This is a genomic window from Streptomyces thermovulgaris, from assembly GCF_002155915.1.
GTDB classification, from domain to species: Bacteria; Actinomycetota; Actinomycetes; order Streptomycetales; family Streptomycetaceae; genus Streptomyces; species Streptomyces thermovulgaris.
Window position 1 is genome coordinate 1 of record NZ_MUME01000027.1, and the last position, 16,880, is coordinate 16,880.

General features: G+C 72.5%; 13 protein-coding genes. 5 read left to right on the forward strand and 8 right to left on the reverse strand.

What is annotated here, in order from left to right:
• The 3 genes from CCN35_RS03335 to CCN35_RS03345 all read left to right on the forward strand — a co-directional run.
• The coding region (locus tag CCN35_RS03335; protein WP_086791454.1) for a 3-hydroxyacyl-CoA dehydrogenase family protein at positions 1–629 on the forward strand (629 nt) is incomplete at its 5' end.
• Positions 630–782: 153 nt separating this feature from the next.
• On the forward strand, positions 783–1,106 hold the full coding sequence (locus tag CCN35_RS03340; protein ID WP_067397861.1) for an STAS domain-containing protein: 324 nt from the start codon (positions 783–785) through the stop codon (positions 1,104–1,106).
• A gap of 561 nt (positions 1,107–1,667) precedes the next feature.
• Positions 1,668–4,283: an ATP-binding protein gene (locus CCN35_RS03345; RefSeq protein ID WP_086791456.1), complete on the forward strand. Its 2,616-nt coding sequence runs from the start codon at positions 1,668–1,670 to the stop codon at positions 4,281–4,283.
• A gap of 91 nt (positions 4,284–4,374) precedes the next feature.
• Here the strand turns inward: CCN35_RS03345 and nucS are convergent, their stop codons facing one another.
• Positions 4,375–5,046, reverse strand: a complete 672-nt coding sequence (nucS, locus tag CCN35_RS03350; RefSeq protein WP_067397859.1) for an endonuclease NucS — start codon at positions 5,044–5,046, stop codon at positions 4,375–4,377.
• A 297-nt stretch (positions 5,047–5,343) separates the two neighbouring features.
• Between nucS and CCN35_RS03355 the strand changes: the two genes are divergently transcribed.
• Positions 5,344–5,736 (forward strand): SCO5389 family protein, encoded by a 393-nt coding sequence (locus CCN35_RS03355; RefSeq protein WP_067397858.1) that lies wholly within the window; start codon positions 5,344–5,346, stop codon positions 5,734–5,736.
• 100 nt (positions 5,737–5,836) lie between these two features.
• On the opposite strand, the gene CCN35_RS03360 is transcribed toward CCN35_RS03355, so the two are convergent.
• Positions 5,837–6,877, reverse strand: coding sequence for an LLM class flavin-dependent oxidoreductase (locus CCN35_RS03360; RefSeq protein ID WP_067397857.1), 1,041 nt, complete (start codon positions 6,875–6,877; stop codon positions 5,837–5,839).
• Between the two features lie 241 nt (positions 6,878–7,118).
• Between CCN35_RS03360 and CCN35_RS03365 the strand changes: the two genes are divergently transcribed.
• Positions 7,119–7,460 carry an ATP/GTP-binding protein gene (locus CCN35_RS03365; protein WP_067397856.1) on the forward strand — a complete coding sequence of 114 codons (342 nt, stop codon included), beginning with the start codon at positions 7,119–7,121 and terminating at the stop codon, positions 7,458–7,460.
• Positions 7,461–7,668: 208 nt separating this feature from the next.
• Here CCN35_RS03365 and CCN35_RS03370 read toward each other — a convergent pair whose 3' ends face one another.
• The 6 genes from CCN35_RS03370 to scy form a co-directional block, all read right to left on the reverse strand.
• On the reverse strand, positions 7,669–8,535 hold the full coding sequence (locus tag CCN35_RS03370; RefSeq protein ID WP_067397855.1) for an ABC transporter permease subunit: 867 nt from the start codon (positions 8,533–8,535) through the stop codon (positions 7,669–7,671).
• Positions 8,532–9,701, reverse strand: a complete 1,170-nt coding sequence (locus CCN35_RS03375; protein WP_067397854.1) for an ABC transporter ATP-binding protein — start codon at positions 9,699–9,701, stop codon at positions 8,532–8,534. Before CCN35_RS03375 ends, CCN35_RS03370 begins: the two co-directional genes overlap by 4 nt.
• A 113-nt stretch (positions 9,702–9,814) precedes the next feature.
• Positions 9,815–10,582 carry an ABC transporter permease gene (locus CCN35_RS03380; protein WP_067397853.1) on the reverse strand — a complete coding sequence of 256 codons (768 nt, stop codon included), beginning with the start codon at positions 10,580–10,582 and terminating at the stop codon, positions 9,815–9,817.
• A 3-nt stretch (positions 10,583–10,585) separates the two neighbouring features.
• Positions 10,586–11,572: an ABC transporter ATP-binding protein gene (locus tag CCN35_RS03385; RefSeq protein WP_079129924.1), complete on the reverse strand. Its 987-nt coding sequence runs from the start codon at positions 11,570–11,572 to the stop codon at positions 10,586–10,588.
• Positions 11,573–11,669: 97 nt separating this feature from the next.
• Positions 11,670–12,605 carry a coiled-coil domain-containing protein gene (locus tag CCN35_RS03390; RefSeq protein ID WP_067397852.1) on the reverse strand — a complete coding sequence of 312 codons (936 nt, stop codon included), beginning with the start codon at positions 12,603–12,605 and terminating at the stop codon, positions 11,670–11,672.
• A 426-nt stretch (positions 12,606–13,031) separates the two neighbouring features.
• Positions 13,032–16,841: a polarized growth protein Scy gene (scy, locus tag CCN35_RS03395; RefSeq protein ID WP_067397851.1), complete on the reverse strand. Its 3,810-nt coding sequence runs from the start codon at positions 16,839–16,841 to the stop codon at positions 13,032–13,034.
• Positions 16,842–16,880: the final 39 nt, after the last annotated feature.

The following is a 16,880-nucleotide window of genomic DNA, read 5'->3' on the forward strand; positions in this document are numbered from 1 at the left end:
CCGACCTGGACGCCGCCGCCGACGCGGACGTCGTGGTCGAGGCCGTCTTCGAGAAGCTCGAGATCAAGCACGAGGTCTTCCGCACGCTCGACAAGCTCGTACGCGAGGACACCGTGCTCGCCTCCAACACCTCCGCCATCCCGATCACCAAGATCGCGGCCGTGACGGAGCGTCCGGAGCGGGTCGTCGGCGTGCACTTCTTCTCGCCGGTGCCGATGATGCAGCTGGTCGAGCTCGTCCGCGGCTACAAGACGAGCGATCAGACGCTCGCCGCCGCGCGGGAGTTCGCCGAGTCGGTCGGCAAGACCTGCATCGTCGTCAACCGGGACGTGGCCGGTTTTGTGACCACCCGTCTGATCTCCGCCCTCGTCGTGGAGGCGACCAAGCTGTACGAGTCGGGCGTCGCCAGCGCCGAGGACATCGACCTCGCCTGCAAGCTGGGCTTCGGCCACGCCATGGGCCCGCTGGCCACCGCCGACCTGACCGGTGTCGACATCCTGCTGCACGCCACCAGCAACATCTACACCGAGACCCAGGACGAGAAGTTCGCCCCGCCGGAGCTGATGCGCCGGATGGTTGATGCCGGTGACATCGGGCGCAAGAGCGGGCAGGGCTTTTACACGTACTGACACCGCGCCAGGGCCCCTGGGGCCCTGGTGTCACCCGGCAGGGTGAATTCGGTATCGGTTTGCTTACGGCCGGCAACCAGACTGTCGCAGAAACAGTCAAAGGTTGCACAGTCACCGTCAACGGAGTACGCCGCCGCATTCTCGGGAGTGCATATGTTCATCAGGGGCGACCACGCCGAGCTGGTCGTCGAGGGCCGCCTCGACGTCCGCAGCGCGGCGGACGCCCGTACGGTCCTGCACGCGGCCGTCGACAACGGCGTCGGCGACCTGGTGCTCGACCTGTCCGAGCTCGACTCCTGGGATGCCACCGGACTCGGTGTGATCATGGGTGCCCACCGGCGGGCCGGCCGCTGCGGGCGGCGGCTGGTGCTGCGCGGCGTGCCGCCGCAGATGCAGCGCCTGCTGGTGGCCACCCGGCTGCACCGCATCCTCGCCATCGAGGGCGGCATCGGACTCGAGTCCCTGCCCCGCGTCTGAAGAGGTGTCACCCAGGCGGGCTCGCCGGCCGGCGGCACCGTGCCCCGTCGCGGTGCCACCGGCCGGCGGACGAAATTCCGCCGCTCTTCTCCGCCGAGTGCTTCCCCTCCCCGCGGTCCGGAGGAGGTTCCCCGCCGTCCGAAGGGATGTGCCGCCGCCCGAGGGGGTGTGCCAAAGGGGGTGTGTCCTCCCCAAGAGGTGTGTCCTCGCCGCCCGATGGGGCGTGCAGGGCACCCGGCGCCGGACCCCGCCCCCGGGTCCGGCCAAGGCCGCGCGGAAGGTGCCGTCCGGCCCCCGAGTGTGCATGCGCGAACCCGGCCCCCGAAGAGCCGGACGCACGCCGTCGAACCGTACGTCAGGCGTAATTCTCACGAGACCATGACGTCTCGGACGGCTCGGTACCCTGGGCTGTCGGAGATACTGTGCGAAGGTTTAGGGTGCGGTCGCCCGCTGCCCAGAAACCCTCGAGCGGGCCCGGACCGGAGGCGACAGCGCGGTAGCGGCAAGGCCGGGAGGGGCCGGCCACGGTCGGCACACGACGCTTTTGGGGGCTTGGAACCTATGGACCCGACCACCCGGGAACCCGAGGACATGGGCCACGACAGCGACGGCCAGACGCCGCGTCAGCGCCCGCCCCGGGAATCCCTCGCATCCGACTTCACGTCGCAGACGCCCGCACCGGCCCGCACGGCACGGATCGTCACGGGCGAGTTCCTGCTGACCGTCAACCCCGTCGACGGCAGCGAGATCGAAGCCCTCCCGCCCGGGGACGTCCTCCCGCTCGAAGGACCCGGAGGAGAACGCCCGGGGCGCCCGCGGAAGTACACCGAGGAAGAGCGTGCCGAGAGGGAGGCCGCGGCCGGGCCGCCCCACCCGCCGGGCCTGCCCTCGATCCCGCAGCCGCTTCTGGGGCGCCAGGACGAGCGCGAGCAGCTGGTGCGGCTGCTCGCCCGCGGCTGCTCCGTACGTCTGACCGGACCGGGCGGCTCCGGCCGCACCAGCCTGCTGGACCTCGTCGCCGACGACTGCGAGGACCTCGCCCCCGACGGCGTCGTCCGCCTCACCGGCTTCCGCCGCAGCGCGAGCGACCTGCTGTACGACCTCTTCCACGCCGTCTACCACGCGCCCGGGTACCGGCCCGACGAGGACGAACTGCGCGCCCACGTCCGTGAGATCGGCGCGATCGTCGTCGTGGACGACATCGAGTTCGGCGGCAGCGCGCTGGACGAGCTGCTGGATGCGACCCCCGAGTGCGCCTTCCTGATCAGCGCCACACCGGACGTGCCCGCGCCGTCCGCCGAGGCCGACTTCCAGGAGATCCGCCTCAGCGGCCTGGACCGGGCCGGCGGAGTGGAGCTCATCGAGCGGGGCGTGGGCCGCACGCTCACCGAGACGGAGGCCACCTGGGCCGGCGACCTCTGGTTCGAGTCCGAGGGCCTGCCGCTGCGCTTCGTCCAGGCCGGTGCCCTGCTGAGCCAGCACGACCGGCTGCGGGCCAGCACCACCGCGGTCGACGAGTTCGGCGTCTTCGAGGACGCGCCGCCCACGGACGCCCCCCTCGAGGGAGGCGCCGGCGACGAGGTCCCCCTGCCGTCGCTCGGCGAGGCCGCCGCGCCCGCGCCGCTGCTCGCCTCCCGGCTGAGCGCATCCGCGCGGGAGACCCTGCGGTTCGCCGTCGCGCTCGGCGGCGAGGTCCCCCACCAGGCGCATCTGCCCGCGCTGGTCGGCGACACCCACGCCGACGCCGCGCTCGGCGAGCTGGTGAGCTGCGGACTGGTCTCCCCGGTCGGCTCCCGCTACCGGCTCGCCGCCGGAGTGCTGACCCAGCTGGAGGCCGCCGGCTACGGCGAGGACGCCGCGGAACGGGTCCTCACCGCCGCCCGGCACTACACCTGGTGGGCCGGGCATCCCTCGGTCGGCCCCGAGCGGGTGTGCGCCGAGGCGGACGCCGTGCTCGCCGTGCTGGGGGCGCTGGTGCCGGAGACCGGGCGGGCGGACGTGGACGAGGAGAGCCCCGCCGTCCGGCTCGCCCGCGCGGCCGCGCCCGCGTTCGCCGCGGGGCTCGACTGGAACGCCTGGGAGCGGACGCTGCGGTTCGGCGCCGAGGCCTCCCGGCTCGCCGGGAACGTCGCCGAACAGGCCTACTTCCACCACGAGCTGGGCATCCTCGCGCTCTGCGGCGGCCGGCTGGACCGGGCCCGCGCCGAGCTGGAGGCCTCCATCGGGCTGCGCGGTGCGCTCGCCGACAAGCGCGGCACCGTCGCCGGGCGCCGTGCCCTCGCCCTGGTCGCCGACCGCTCCGGCACCACACCGGCCGACGCGGGCCCGATGGCCCTCGGGGCGACCGTGGGGGAGGAGGTGCCGGACGCCCGCACCGAGGAGTCGGCGTCCCCGCCGGGCGAGATCACCGTGCCCCTCCCGGCGCTCCGGCCGCCCGGCACCGCCCCCGCCGCGACCCCGGCGACCGCGGCGGGCGGCCCGGCCAAGCACCGCGTCGGCTTCAAGGGCCTGGCCCGGCGCAACCTCGTGGCGGCCGGCGCCGGCGCGCTGCTCGCGGCCGTCCTCGGCACGGTGGTGACCCTCGGCGCCACCTCCCACAACGACGCCAATCCCCCCGCCGACAAGGTCGGGGTGAACCCGTCCGCGGGCCAGGACACCGACGACGGCACCCTGGACGCCGACGCCCCGGACCAGGGCGACACCGGAAGGGCCACCAGCCGCCCGGCCGGCTCGGGTCCGGGCGGCACCCGCGAGGCGTCCGGCGACCCGGCCACGCCGGGGGACGCCGAGCCCTCGCAGAGCGCCAGGCCGTCCGGCACGGGCGAGTCCCCGGGATCCCCGTCCACGTCGCCTGGGGCATCGGGAGGTTCCGGCTCGTCGACCGGCGGCACGACCGGCGGGGGCGGCAGTGGTTCCACGGGCGGCTCTTCCGGCGGGTCCCCCAGCAGTTCTCCCAGTGGGGGCACCGGCGAGCCCTCGGACGACACCGGCGGGCCCTCGGACGAGCCCAGTGAAGAGCCCACGGGAGAGCCCTCGGACGACACGACGGGAGGCTCCACGCCGACGACCAGCGCCTCGGCGAGCGCCCCGGTCGAGTCCAGCAGTCCGGCGAGCGCCCCGGCGACCGGCGGCACGGGCACGCCGGACGGCAGCGGTGCCCCCGACACGGTGATCTGAGAACCGGACCGGGAGCCGACAGGTTTCCGCCGCCGCGGCGCCCGGCCGCGGCGGCGGAAACGGCGTGTGCCTCGGAACAGCCGCAGCCTCCTCAGAACAGCCGCAGCTTGTCGTCCTCGATGCCCCGCAGCGCGTCGTAGTCCAGGATGTGGCAGCTGATGCCGCGGTCGGTGGCGAGGACGCGGGCCTGGGGCTTGATCTCCTGAGCGGCGAAGATGCCCCTCACCGGGGCGAGATGGGGATCGCGGTTCAGCAGTTCCAGATAGCGGGTGAGCTGCTCCACGCCGTCGATCTCGCCGCGCCGCTTGATCTCGACCGCGACCGTCTGTCCGTTGCCGTCCCGGCACAGGATGTCCACCGGGCCGATGGCCGTCATGTACTCGCGGCGGATCAGTGTGAAGCCCTCGCCGAGGGTCTCGATCCGGTCGGCGAGCAGCTCCTGGAGGTGTGCCTCCACGCCATCCTTGATCAGGCCCGGATCCACGCCGAGTTCGTGCGTGGAGTCGTGGAGGATCTCCTCCATGGTGATGATCAGTTTCTCGCCTGCTTTGTTGACGACCGTCCAGACGCCCTCCTGATCGCCTGTGCCCTCCTTCAGCGTGCACGGCGGTGACATCCAGTTCAGCGGCTTGTAGGCGCGGTCGTCGGCGTGGATCGAGACGCTGCCGTCCGCCTTGATCAGGATCAGACGGGGGGCTGGCGGCAGATGGGCGGTGAGCCGGCCCACGTAGTCGACGGAGCATCGGGCAATGACGAGACGCATGGTCGGCAACGCTACTCGACGCACGGCGGTGCGCGCGATTCGGCGAAGGACCCTCCCCCGGCGGCCGGCCGCGCCCCTGCGGACCGTCCCGTTTTTCCCTTGATAACCCGTGTTCACTCGTGGCCGATTGTGTGCCCAACCCGACCGGCGTGTATGCGCATTCTCCTAGTGAGCCTTCCTTCTTGTGCCTACCGTAGTGAACGGGAGGTCGTGATCTGTGTACTTACCGTGTTCGGTATCGCGAGCCCCCATACCTGTCAGGCGACCCCTGCTGTTTGGGGTGCGAGAGGAGAACTCATGTCGCTCGACGTCTCACCGGCCCTCCTCGAACAGGCCGAGCGAGGCGAGGTCGATGAAGCCGCTTTCGTCGACTGCGTCCGGACCTCCCTGCCCTACGCATGGGAGATGATCAGTTCTCTGGTGGAGCGGCTGAAGGAGGACGGCGGTCAGTTCGCCGACAACCAGACGCCCCCGCCGGACGAGCAGGCACGCGGACAGCTGCTGCGCGCTCTTGCGAGCGACGCCATACGCGGTGCACTGCAGCGGCACTTCGGTGTGCGGCTGGCCTTCCAGAACTGCCACCGGGTGGCGGTGTTCCCGCAGGACCCCTCGGTCGACGAGACGCTCGCCCGGTTCACCTCGGTGCGCAGCCAGATACTCAACCAGTCCCCGGAGCTGCGGGACTGCTGACGCCGTGAGCCGTTTGCTTGCCGCTCCGTCCGCGGGAAGTACCAGGCACGCAGGGGCGGCAAGCCGTTCGTGAAACGGGGCAGTTCGCGGGTGTGTCCGCTCAGCGGAGACGGGGCAGCACCTCGGCGCCCAGCCGCCGTACGTTCTCCCCCGTCGTCGCCAGGTCGCCCGAGCCCTCCACGAGCAGGGCGAAGCGGGAGATGCCGGTCCGCTCGAAGGTGGCGGTGAGCCGGTCGGCGCACAGCTGCGGGGGGCCCACCGGGTGCAGACCGCACAGCAGCTCGGTGTACTCCAGGGGATCGCGCATCCGGCGGGGCCGGCCGTCCACGGTGACATGGGCGTCCAGGCCCCGTTTCAGCCATCCTGGCATCGCCTTCAGCAGCGTCTCCACCGCCTCCGAGCGCCGGTCCGCGATCTGGCAGACACCTGCCGAGACATGGGCGGCGCCCCGGATCTCCTCGTCCGTCCGGCCCGCCGCCCGCGCACACCGCTGCCACAGGGCGACCATCTCGGCCTTCTCCTCGTCCCCGATGTGCATGCCCAGCAGCATCGGCAGTCCGCGCTCCCCGGCCAGCCGGACGCTCGTCGGAGAGGTGCAGGCGACGACGACCTCGGGGCCCTCCGCCTCCGTCGAGCCGTCCGTCAACGCCTCCGACGGACGCGGCACGACGGGCACCTCACGGAAGGTGAATCGTTCCCCCGAGGCCGAGACCGAGGGTTCGCGCAGCCAGCGCAGCAGCAGGTCCAGCGACTCCGGGAAGCCCTTCTCGTACGCGTCCAGTCCCGTGCCGAACACCTCCAGGTCCACCCAGGGGCCGCCGCGCCCCACCCCCAGCGAGAACCGTCCGCCGCTCGTCACATGCAGCAGCGCCGCCTGCTCGCCGAGCGCGACCGGATGGGTGGTGGGCAGCACGCTGACCGCCGTCCCCACCCTCAGCCGGCGGGTGCGACCGAGCAGCAGCGCGGCCAGGGTGATCGCCGACGGACACGTCCCGTACGGGACGAAGTGGTGCTCGGCCAGCCAGACCGTGTCCAGCCCGGCCTCCTCGGCGATCTCGGCGGAGCGGACCGCCCGGTGCAGCGCCTCCCCCTGGCCCTGCCCCGGGAACTGGGCCGCCAGCACGAAACTTCCTACGCGCATCGCTCTTCCTGTTTCCTCGGCTCCGACACGGAGCTCCCCGCCGGGCATAACCGCCCGACACGTGCCGAAGTCACGGCCTGGCGAAGAGATTTGCGGATTGTCTGCGGAATGGGAGGCAGGGCGGCCGCAACGGACGGCGTCGACGGGGAACTTGGAGGGATCGGTTCCGTGCGTCCGCCCCCACGGCGGCGCGTAGGCTGGAGAAGGTCCGTGTTCTCCGTACATGTCCGTGAGGTGTTCCGTGTCCCCGCGTCGCAACCGACCCAAGGGTGGAAGAGGTGCCGGCCGGCCCGGACGGAGCGCCGCGGACGACTCCGCGGGCCGTTACGGAGGCTGGCAGTTCACCGAGAGCTGGCAGGGCGAGGACTGGAGCGTGCGCCATGTCGCGGGCGCCAGCGCCCAGGGCAAGACCTACCGCTGCCCGGGCTGCGACCAGATGATCCCCTCCGGCGTCCCGCACGTGGTGGCCTGGCCGCAGTACGCGGGCGTGGACGACCGCCGGCACTGGCACAAGGCGTGCTGGAACGCGCGGGACCGCCGCACCGCCCGAGTGCAGCGCTCCCGCAACGCACCGCGGTTCTGAGAGGCTCCGGAAAAAGCTGGAAGAGGCCCGGCAAGAGTCCGGAGGGAAGCGCCGTCCGGATCCTGCCGCGGGGCTGCGGGCCTTCCCGTACGACACCGTTCGCCGGAGCCGGCCCGATGCCGAAGGACGCCCCGGCCACTGCTGCTTCTTCGCCGCACACCCGCACAAGGGGCAGAGGGGCGACGGCGGAACCGGGGCGCCGGGAGGGTCAGACGTCTCGTTTCTGCAGCAGTACGCAGGCGACGGCGAAGGCGGCGGCCGTCATGCCCAGGATGATCCACAGCGAGTCCCAGCCGGACGGGCCGGAGTCCCTGAGCGTGGCGCCGGTGTTGGCGTAGAAGACGGCCATCTGGCTGGGGATCGAGTAGTCGAACAGCGCGTCCCGCAGCTTCTCCAGCGACTCCACCTGCATGAACGCCGCGAGGACCAGCGGGGCGAGCACCACACCGATCATGAGGGTGATGGCGCCCGCCGAGTGCCGCAGAATCGCGCCCACCGCCAGGGAGAGCAGGCCGAGCATGGCCAGGTAGAGGCTGATGCCGAGCGTGCCCCTGAGCCACTCCTCGCCGGTCGGCTGCCGGGCGCCGGTGCCGTCGAGCAGGGCCGTGTGCACCAGGGCGACGAGCCCGGCGGAGAACAGGGTGGTGGTGAAGGCGACGAGGAAGAACACCACGGCCTTCGCCGCGAGCACCCGGATGCGGCTCGGGCAGGCCGTCATCGTGGTGCGGATCATGCCGGTGCCGTACTCCGAGGCCACGGTCAGCACACCGAGCGTGATGATGCAGACGCTGCCGACCAGCAGCCCGAAGAAGCCGAACGCCAGCGGATTCTCGCTGCCGTGGAACTCCGAGGGCACCCTGACGATGGCCCAGGCGATCAGCGCCCCCATGCCGAGCACGATCAGCATGTAGATGCCGAGGGTCCACACCGTGGACCGCACCGATCTGATCTTCGTCCACTCCGAGACGATGGCGTGTCCCAGATGGGCGCGCACCACGGGGATCGGCGAGGTGTAGCCGCTCTCCCAGGAGGGCGGCGCGGCCTGCTGCGGCAGCGGAGTCTGCGGTGTGCTCATCGGGCGTCCTCGGACGGGGCGGAGTCGGCGGGGTCGGCGGCGGAGGCGGCGACCGGCGCGGACGGCTGCTCGGCCGGGGCGGCGGGCCGGCCGGACGTCCCGGAGGACTGGGCCGTGTCCGGGGCGGACGCACGCTCGTCCCGCTGCGGCGGCGGTGGGACGTACCAGCCGGGCTGGCCCTGGCCGGGAACCGGCAGGGGCGGCTCGGCGCCGGGCGGCAGGGGCTGCATCAGACCGGCCTTCTGGTCGGCGGTCGAACGGTAGTCGACGGCCTCCTGGGTCATCCGCATGTACGCCTCCTCCAGCGAGGCCTGGTGCGGCGACAGCTCCCACAGGCGGACGCCCGCCTCGTGCGCGAGGTCGCTGATGCGGGGCAGCGGCAGCCCCGTCACCCGCAGCGCGCCGTCCTGCTCGGGCAGCACATGCGCGCCCGCCTCCGTCAGCACGGACGTCAGCTTCTCCCGCTGCTGCGGCTCGGTGTCGGGCGTGCGGACCCGGGCGAAGCCCGCGGAGTTCGCGGCGATGAAGTCCTTCACGCTCATGTCGGCGAGCAGCCGCCCCCGCCCGATGACGATCAGATGGTCGGCGGTGAGCGCCATCTCGCTCATGAGATGGCTGGAGACGAACACGGTCCGTCCCTCCGCCGCCAGCGACTTCATCAGATTGCGGACCCAGAGGATGCCCTCGGGGTCGAGACCGTTGACCGGCTCGTCGAACAGCAGCACCTGCGGGTCGCCCAGCAGCGCGGCGGCGATGCCGAGCCGCTGGCCCATGCCGAGGGAGAAGCCCCTGGACCGCTTCTTCGCCACGTCGTGCAGCCCGACCACGCCCAGCACCTCGTCCACCCGGCGGGCCGGGATGCCGGAGAGCTGGGCCAGGCACAGCAGATGGTTGCGCGCGCTGCGTCCGCCGTGCACGGCCTTGGCGTCCAGCAGCGCGCCGACCTGGCGGGGCGCGTTCGGCAGTTCGCGGTAGGGACGGCCGCAGATCGTCACCGTTCCGGCGGTGGGGTTGTCCAGACCCAGGATCATCCGCATGGTCGTCGACTTGCCCGAGCCGTTCGGTCCCAGGAAGCCGGTGACCGCGCCGGGACGCACCTGGAACGAGAGGTTGTCCACGGCGAGCTTGTCGCCGTAGCGCTTGGTCAGGCCGACTGCCTCGATCATGCTCCGCACCCATCGAAAGGTTCAGGACAGCGGGACACACGCCCCCGCAAGGGTTAGGAGGATAACCGGGCGCCAATGGTTCCACCCAGGAGAGGAGACAGGGCTCCCGGCCGTCAGGCGTCCCGCTTCCGCAGCAGCAGATAACCGCCGGCGAGCGCCGCGATCACCCACAGCGCCATGATCCCCAGCCCGCCCCAGGGGCCGTAGGGCGTGTCGTCCCCGGCCGGGATGACCACCTGCATGATGCGGCTGCCGGCCTGGTCGGGCAGGAACTGGCCGAACTTCTTCGTCGCCGGGACGGCGCCGAGGATGCCGGAGATCAGGAAGAAGAACGGCATCAGGATGCCCAGCGACAGCATCGGCGAGCGCAGCATCGCGGCGATGCCCATGGAGAACATCGCGATCAGCGCCATGTACAGACCGCCGCCGATCACCGCCCGCAGCACGCCCTCCTCGCCGAGCGAGGTGCCCAGCGAGCCCAGCAGCGCCTGCCCGAGGAAGAACGCCAGGAAGCTGGTGACCATGCCGACCACGAGCGCCAGCGCGGTCGCCACCGCCACCTTGCTCGCCAGGAAGACGCCGCGCTGCGGCACGGCGGCCAGGGAGGTGCGGATCATGCCGGTGCTGTACTCGTTGGTCACCACCAGCACACCGAACACGATCATCGCCAGCTGGCCGAGCCCCATGCCGGCGAAGCTGATGTAGGTCGGGTCGAAGGAGAGCCGGTCCTGCTCCCGCATGTTCTCGAACCCGTGCCGGGTCAGGGCCGACACCAGCATGCCGAGGGCGACGGTGACGACCAGGGCCAGGGACAGGGTCCACACGGTGGACGCCACCGACCGGATCTTGGTCCACTCGGACCTGATGATCTGGGTCGTCATGGCTCAGCTCTCCTTCTTCGTGTCCGCGGCCACGGGCTGGGCGGGCACCACGGCGGGCCCGGTCCCACCGGTCTGCTGCGCCTGCCCGGTGTGCGCGTGGTACTCCACCGACCCGGCCGTCAGCTGCATGAACGCTTCTTCCAGCGAGGACTGCTGACTGCTCAGCTCGTGCAGCACGATGCGGTGCTCGGCGGCCAGCTCACCGATGCGCTCCGCCCTGCTGCCCTCCACCTCGAGCAGCCCGCCGTCCTTCTCCACGGCCGTGATCCCGGCCGTGTGCAGCACGTCGAGCATCCGCTCGCGCTCCGGGGTGCGGATCCGGACCCGGCACTGGGAGTTCTGCGCGATGAAGTCGGCCATGGACATGTCCGCGAGCAGCCGGCCCTGGCCGATGACCACGAGGTGATCCGCCGTCAGCGCCATCTCGCTCATCAGGTGCGAGGAGACGAACACCGTGCGGCCCTGGGCGGCCAGCGACTTCATCAGGCTGCGGATCCACTGGATGCCCTCGGGGTCGAGACCGTTGACCGGCTCGTCGAACATCAGGATCCGCGGGTCGCCGAGCAGCGCGGCGGCGATGCCGAGCCGCTGGCTCATGCCGAGGGAGAAGTTCTTCGCCTTCTTCCGCGCCACCGGGGTCAGACCGACGATGTCCAGGACCTCGTCCACCCGGCGGGCCGGGATGCCGTTGCTCTGCGCCAGGCACAGCAGATGGTTGTAGGCGCTGCGTCCGCCGTGCACGGCCTTGGCGTCCAGCAGGGCGCCGATGTACGTCAGCGGATCCTTGAGCTCCTGGTAGCGCCGACCGTCGATGCGCACACTGCCGGCAGTGGGGTGGTCCAGGCCGAGAATCATCCGCATGGTCGTCGACTTCCCGGCGCCATTGGGTCCCAGGAAGCCGGTGACGGTGCCCGGCCGGACGGTGAAGGTGAGGTTGTCGACCGCCAGCTTGTCCCCGTAACGCTTGGTCAGCCCCTCGAGCTCGATCATGCGCCCCACGTTAGAACAGTCGTGAAGCTCCCCGCCAGTTGAATGGACGGGGAGCTTTACGACATATCAGCCCATGCCGGACATGGTGATGCAGTCGTTACCGGGACTGCTGGGCGGGAACGCTGCGGGAGGCCGACTCCTCCTCGGTCGGCGAGCCGGTGGCGGCCACCGCGGCACCGGTGAGGGTCGCCAGCATCTCGCGCACGTTCGTCAGCTGGGCGTTGATGGAGTCGCGGCGGTTGGTCAGGGCCGCGAGCTCGCGCTCGGACTCCGAACGGATGCGGTCCGCCTTGGCGTTGGCGTCGGCCACGATGTCCTCGGCCTGACGCTGGGCCGTCTCCACCGTCTGGCGGGCGCGGCGCTCGGCGTCGGTGCGCAGCTTCTCGGCCTCCAGACGCAGCTGCTCGGCGCGGTGCTCGATCTCCGCCAGCCGCTTCTCCGCCTTGGCCTGACGGGCCGCCAGGTCGCGCTCGGACTGCTCGCGCCGCTTGGCGAGGTTCGTCTCGAAGTCGGCGGCGGCCTGCGCGGCCTTGGCGCGGGTCTCCTCGAAGAGGGCCTCCGCCTCCTCCCGCTTGGACTGGGCGTCCCTCTGCGCCTCGGCACGCAGCTGGGCGGCCTCGGCCTGGGCCTTTTCGATGATCCGGATGCCCTCTTCCTCGGCCTTGGCCTTGCGCTCCGCGGCGTAGGCCTCGGCGTCGTTGCGGACCTGCTGGGCCGCGGCCTCGGCCAGTTCGCGCTGCTGCTCGGCCGCGCGCCGGGCCTCCTCACGCAGATCCTTGGCCTCCTCCTCGGCGAGGCGGAGGATCTTCTCGACCCGTGCGCCGAGGCCCGCGTACGACGGTTCCGCGTCGCTGAGCTGGGCCTGGGCGTTCTGCGTCTCGAGATGGAGCTCCTCGATGCGCTTCTCCAGGGCGCTGATGCGGGCGAGAGCACTGTCGCGGTCGGAGACGAGCTTGGCAATGCGTTCGTCCACCTGAGCGCGGTCGTACCCACGCCGCACAAGCTCGAAGCCGTAGGGGGAAGTGTCGCTCATGGGGTTCCTGTCGAAAGAGACCGGTGAGGTGATAGGTGGAATCCTAGGCGCCGAAGCGGTGTGTCATCGAGCGGATACGTGTTTGATCTGGAGAATGACACCTCTTTTGAGTGGCTGACCGTCGGAAGCCTTGCCAAGAAGCAGGGCAAAGCCCCGCGAAGGGCAGGAATCCGGCCGTCCGGCGCGAGGGCCGCCCGGCGGATCCCGCCGCGGGCGCGGGGCCGGCATGCTCCGTCAGGGTTCTGCGGGCAGGGAGCCGTGGCGGTGTGCTGCCGCCGTCCGCCCCGGGCCCCATGAGCAGGAGGACCCCATCGCGTCGACTTCCTCCTCCGCCGTGCCCGTGTCACGCACCGGACCCCGCCCGGAGCGCGCCCGGGCGGCTGTGCCGGGCACCACGGCCTTGTCCCGGCCCGCGCCGCCGGACGGCTAGCCCTCCGACGACTTGCCGCCCGACCGGGGTGCTCCCACGCCCGCCTTGATGCCGCCGTCCTTGCCGGACGGCGGGGCCTCGAACGACTCCAGCGCCTCCAGGACGTCCTGGACCCGGGAGATCTCGGCGTTGATGTCCTCGCGCCGGCGCATCAGGATCTCCAGCTCGCGCTTGCCCTCCTCGACCGTGCGCCGCGCCTCGCGGACCGCCTCGGCCTTCAGCTCCTCGGCCTCCTTGACGAGCTTCGCCTTCTTCTGCTCGGCCTCCTTCAGCAGCGTCTCGGCCTTCTTCACCGCGGCGATGCGCACCTTGCCGGCCTCGGTGTTGGCCTCCGAGACGATCTCCTTGGCCTTGGCCTGCGCCTTGGCCAGCTGCTCCTCGGCCGCCTTGATGAGCGCGTCGCAGCGGTCGCCGGTCGACTTCATCGTCTCGGCGGCCTCGCGGCGGGCCCGCTCGTGCAGCTCCTCGATCTCGCGGGTCAGACGCTCGCGCAGCTCCTCCGCGCGCTCCCGGATCTGGGTGGCGTCCCGGCGGGCACCGACGAGCAGCTCGTCCGCGTCCGCACGGGCCTTCTCCACCGTCGCGGTGCCCTCGATCCTCGCCTCGGACAGGATCCGCTCGGCCTCCTTGCGGGCCGCGCCCACCATCGTGTCGGCCTGGGACTCCGCCTCCGCCTTCGTCTCGACCGCGCTCGCCTGCGCCTCGGCGAGCAGCTTGTCGGCCTCGGCCGTGGTCTCCGTGATGAGCTTGTCGACCTGCTCGGCGGCCTCCGAACGCCGCTTGTTGGCCTCCTGGCGGGCCTCGTCCAGGGTCCGCTCGGCCTCCGCGCGGGCCTCGGCGACCAGCCGCTCGGCCTCCTCCGCCGCCTCGGCCCTGACCCGTTCGGCCTCCTTGCGGATCCGCTCGGCGTGCGTCTGCGCGGAGCCCACCGTCTCGGCGGCCTCGGCACGCAGCCGCTCCGCGTCCCCGGTGGCGTCGGAGATCAGCTTCTCCGCCTCGGCGACGGACTCGGCCCGGATCCGGTCCGCCTCCGAGCGCGCCTCGGAGACGAGCGTGTCCGCCTGGGCCGCCGCCTCCGAGCGGATGCGGTTGGCGTCCTCGCGGGCCTCCGCGCGGGTGCGCGAGGCGTCCTGCTCGGCCCGGGCGACGGTCTCGGAGGCCTCCGTGCGCGCCCGCTGGGCGTGCTCGGCGGCCTCGGTGCGGATCCGCTCCGCCTCCGCGATCGCTTCGGAGACCGTGCGCTCGGCCTCGGCCTTGGCGGCCTCGGCCTCCTCCTGCGCCTCGCGCCGCATCCGGCTGGCGTCCTCGCCGGCCCGCTCCCGCTCGGCGTAGGCGTCGGTGCGGACCCGGTCCGCCTCCTCCTCGGCCTCCTTGCGGGTGCGCTCCGCGGCGTGCTCGGCGGCCGAGCGCAGCCCGGCGATCTCCTCCTGCGCCTGCTCGTGCAGCCCGGCCACGGAGTCCCGCACCTGCTGGGCGTGCTGCTCGGCGGCGGACACCAGCTCGGTGGCGCGCCGGTCGGCCTCCTCCACCAGCCGGGTGGCCTCGGCCTCCGCCTCCTCCACGCGCTTGCGCGCGGAGGCCAGCAGCTCCTCGCTCTGCTCGCGGGCCCGCTCGCGCTCCTGGTCGGCCTCCGTCCGCGCGGCACCGAGCAGTTCCTCGGCCTCGCGGCGGCGCCGGGCCGCCTCCTCCTGGGCGGCGGCCAGCGTCTCGGACGCCTCCGTGCCCAGCCGCTCGGCCGCGGCCTGGGCCTCCGTACGGATCCGGTCCGCGGTCTCCTGGGCCTCCGTCCGGAGCCGCTCGGCCTCGGCGGCGGCCTCCGAGCGCAGCCGTACGGCGAGGGCCTCGCCCTCCGCGCGGGAGGCGGAGGCCTCGGCGGCGGCCTCGGTGCGCAGCCGTTCGGCCTCCTCCTCCGCCTGCTGCCGCAGCGTCCGGATCCGCTCGGCGGCCTCGGTGCGCAGCCGCTCGACCTCCTCCGTGGCCTCCCGGCGGATCCGGGCGGCCTCCTCGCGGGCGTCGGTCAGCGCCTGCTCGGCGGCGGCGAGACGCTCCTCGGCCTCGGTGCGCAGCCGCTCGGCCTCCTCGGCGGCCTCCGCCCGCCGGGCCGCCGCCGCCTGCTCGGCCTCCTCGCGCAGCTCGCGTGCGGCCCGCTCGGCCTCCGTCCTGACGGCCTCGGCCTGCTTCTCGGCCTCCTCGCGCTGCTTCTCGGCCTCCTTGCGGGTGCGCTGCAGGGTCTCCTCGGCCTGCCGGCGCAGCGTGGTGGCCCGCTCGATGGCCTCGGTGCGGACCTTCTCGCTGTCGGTCTGCGCGGTGGTGCGCAGCTCGTCGGCGTCCGCCTTCGCCTTGGCCAGCAGCTCCTCGGCGGACTTGGCCGCCTCCTCGATCTGCGCCACGGCCTCCTTGCGGGCCTCGGCGCGGATCTTCTCGCCCTCGGCGACCGCCTCGGCCCGCAGCTGCTCGGCCTCGCCGCGCAGCCGGCGGGCCTCCTCCTGCAGCTCGACCGTCTTGGCGCGGTACTCCTTGGTGTCGTCCTTGGCGGCGCCCTTGAGCTGCTCGGCGATGCTCTGCGCCTCCTTGCGGATCCGCTCGGCCTCCGCCTCGGCCTCCTTGCGGATCCGCTCGGCCTCCTCGGCCGCGGCCCGGGTGGTCCGCCGGGCGTCCTCCGAGGCCTTGTTCAGCACGTCCTCGGCGGTCTTCGCCGCCTTGGACAGCTGGGTCGCGCTCTCCTCGGCGGTGATCGTGCGGGCCTTCTCGGCGGCCTCCGCGACGATCTTCTCCGCCTCGGCGCGGGCGTCCGCGATCACCTGCTCGGCCTCGGCCTTAGTGGCCTCGGCCTCCTTGGTGGCCTCCTCGACCAGCCGGGCGACCTGCTCCTTGGCCGTGCGCGTGCGCTGCTCGTTCGTGGCCTCGGCGGTGGCCAGCGTCTTGGCCGCGGTCTCCTTGGCCTCGGCGACCAGCTTCTCCGCCTCGGACTGCGCCTTGCGCAGCGCCTCCTCGGCCTGGGCCATGCGCTGCTCGGCGGCCCGGCTCAGCTCGGCGGCCTGGCGGCGGGCGGCGTCCGACTCGCTCAGCGTGGAGGTGCGCAGCTGCTCGGCGTGCTCGGCGGCCTCCTGGGCCTGCAGGGAGGCGGCGTTCAGCAGCCGCTCGGCCTCCGTCCGGGCACGGCGCAGGATCTGCTCGGCCTCCGCACGGGCCGCCTCGGCCTCGCTCTGCAGCCGCTGCCGGGCCTCCGCGGTCAGCCGCTCGGCCTCCGCGCGGGCGGCGGCCATCGTCTGCTCGGCCTCCGCACGGGACTCGTCGAGCAGCCGGCGGGCCTGCTGCTCGGTACGGGCGCGCAGCTGCTCGGCCCATGCGACGTTCTCGTTGACGTGCGACTCGACGGTCTTCCGGCGCTCGGCGAGCTCCTGGTCGAGCTGCTGACGCCGGCTGACGGCCTCGGCGTGCAGCTCGGCCTGCAGACGCGCGGCCTGCTCGGCGTGCTCCTGAAGGATGCGCTGGGTCTGTGCCCGGGCCTGGCTCAGCTCGCGCTCGGCGTCCGCGCGGATCTGATCGGCCTGCATCTGCGCATTGCGCAGCAACTGCTCGGCCTGGTAGCCGATGTCGGCACTGTCGTAGGCGGGCCGGGACATGAGAGCGCGGCGCGCCTCGTGCAGCTTGGCGCGCAGCACCTCGACCTGGTAGCCGAGGTCCTCGGCATGCTGGATCGCCTTGTCCCGCTCGGTTTTCAGCCGTTCCATCTCGGCCTCGAACCGAGAGAGGTGGTCGACGTCAGCCGCCGGCTCTCGCTCCTGGCGTTCGTAGCCCCGCACTGCGCGGTCCCATCCGTCCCCTGGTCGCAAGCCTGTCCA

Excerpts from the sequence above, each read along its gene's own strand:
- nucS (WP_067397859.1), bottom strand. The coding sequence starts at position 5,046 with ATGCGTCTCGTCATTGCCCGATGCTCCGTCGACTACGTGGGCCGGCTC.
- CCN35_RS03370 (WP_067397855.1), bottom strand. The coding sequence starts at position 8,535 with ATGAGCACACCGCAGACTCCGCTGCCGCAGCAGGCCGCGCCGCCCTCC.
- CCN35_RS03380 (WP_067397853.1), bottom strand. The coding sequence starts at position 10,582 with ATGACGACCCAGATCATCAGGTCCGAGTGGACCAAGATCCGGTCGGTG.
- CCN35_RS03355 (WP_067397858.1), top strand. The coding sequence starts at position 5,344 with ATGTCGCTCGACGTCTCACCGGCCCTCCTCGAACAGGCCGAGCGAGGC.
- CCN35_RS03385 (WP_079129924.1), bottom strand. The coding sequence starts at position 11,572 with ATGATCGAGCTCGAGGGGCTGACCAAGCGTTACGGGGACAAGCTGGCG.
- CCN35_RS03340 (WP_067397861.1), top strand. The coding sequence starts at position 783 with ATGTTCATCAGGGGCGACCACGCCGAGCTGGTCGTCGAGGGCCGCCTC.
- CCN35_RS03390 (WP_067397852.1), bottom strand. The coding sequence starts at position 12,605 with ATGAGCGACACTTCCCCCTACGGCTTCGAGCTTGTGCGGCGTGGGTAC.
- CCN35_RS03375 (WP_067397854.1), bottom strand. The coding sequence starts at position 9,701 with ATGATCGAGGCAGTCGGCCTGACCAAGCGCTACGGCGACAAGCTCGCC.
- CCN35_RS03345 (WP_086791456.1), top strand. The coding sequence starts at position 1,668 with ATGGACCCGACCACCCGGGAACCCGAGGACATGGGCCACGACAGCGAC.
- CCN35_RS03360 (WP_067397857.1), bottom strand. The coding sequence starts at position 6,877 with ATGCGCGTAGGAAGTTTCGTGCTGGCGGCCCAGTTCCCGGGGCAGGGC.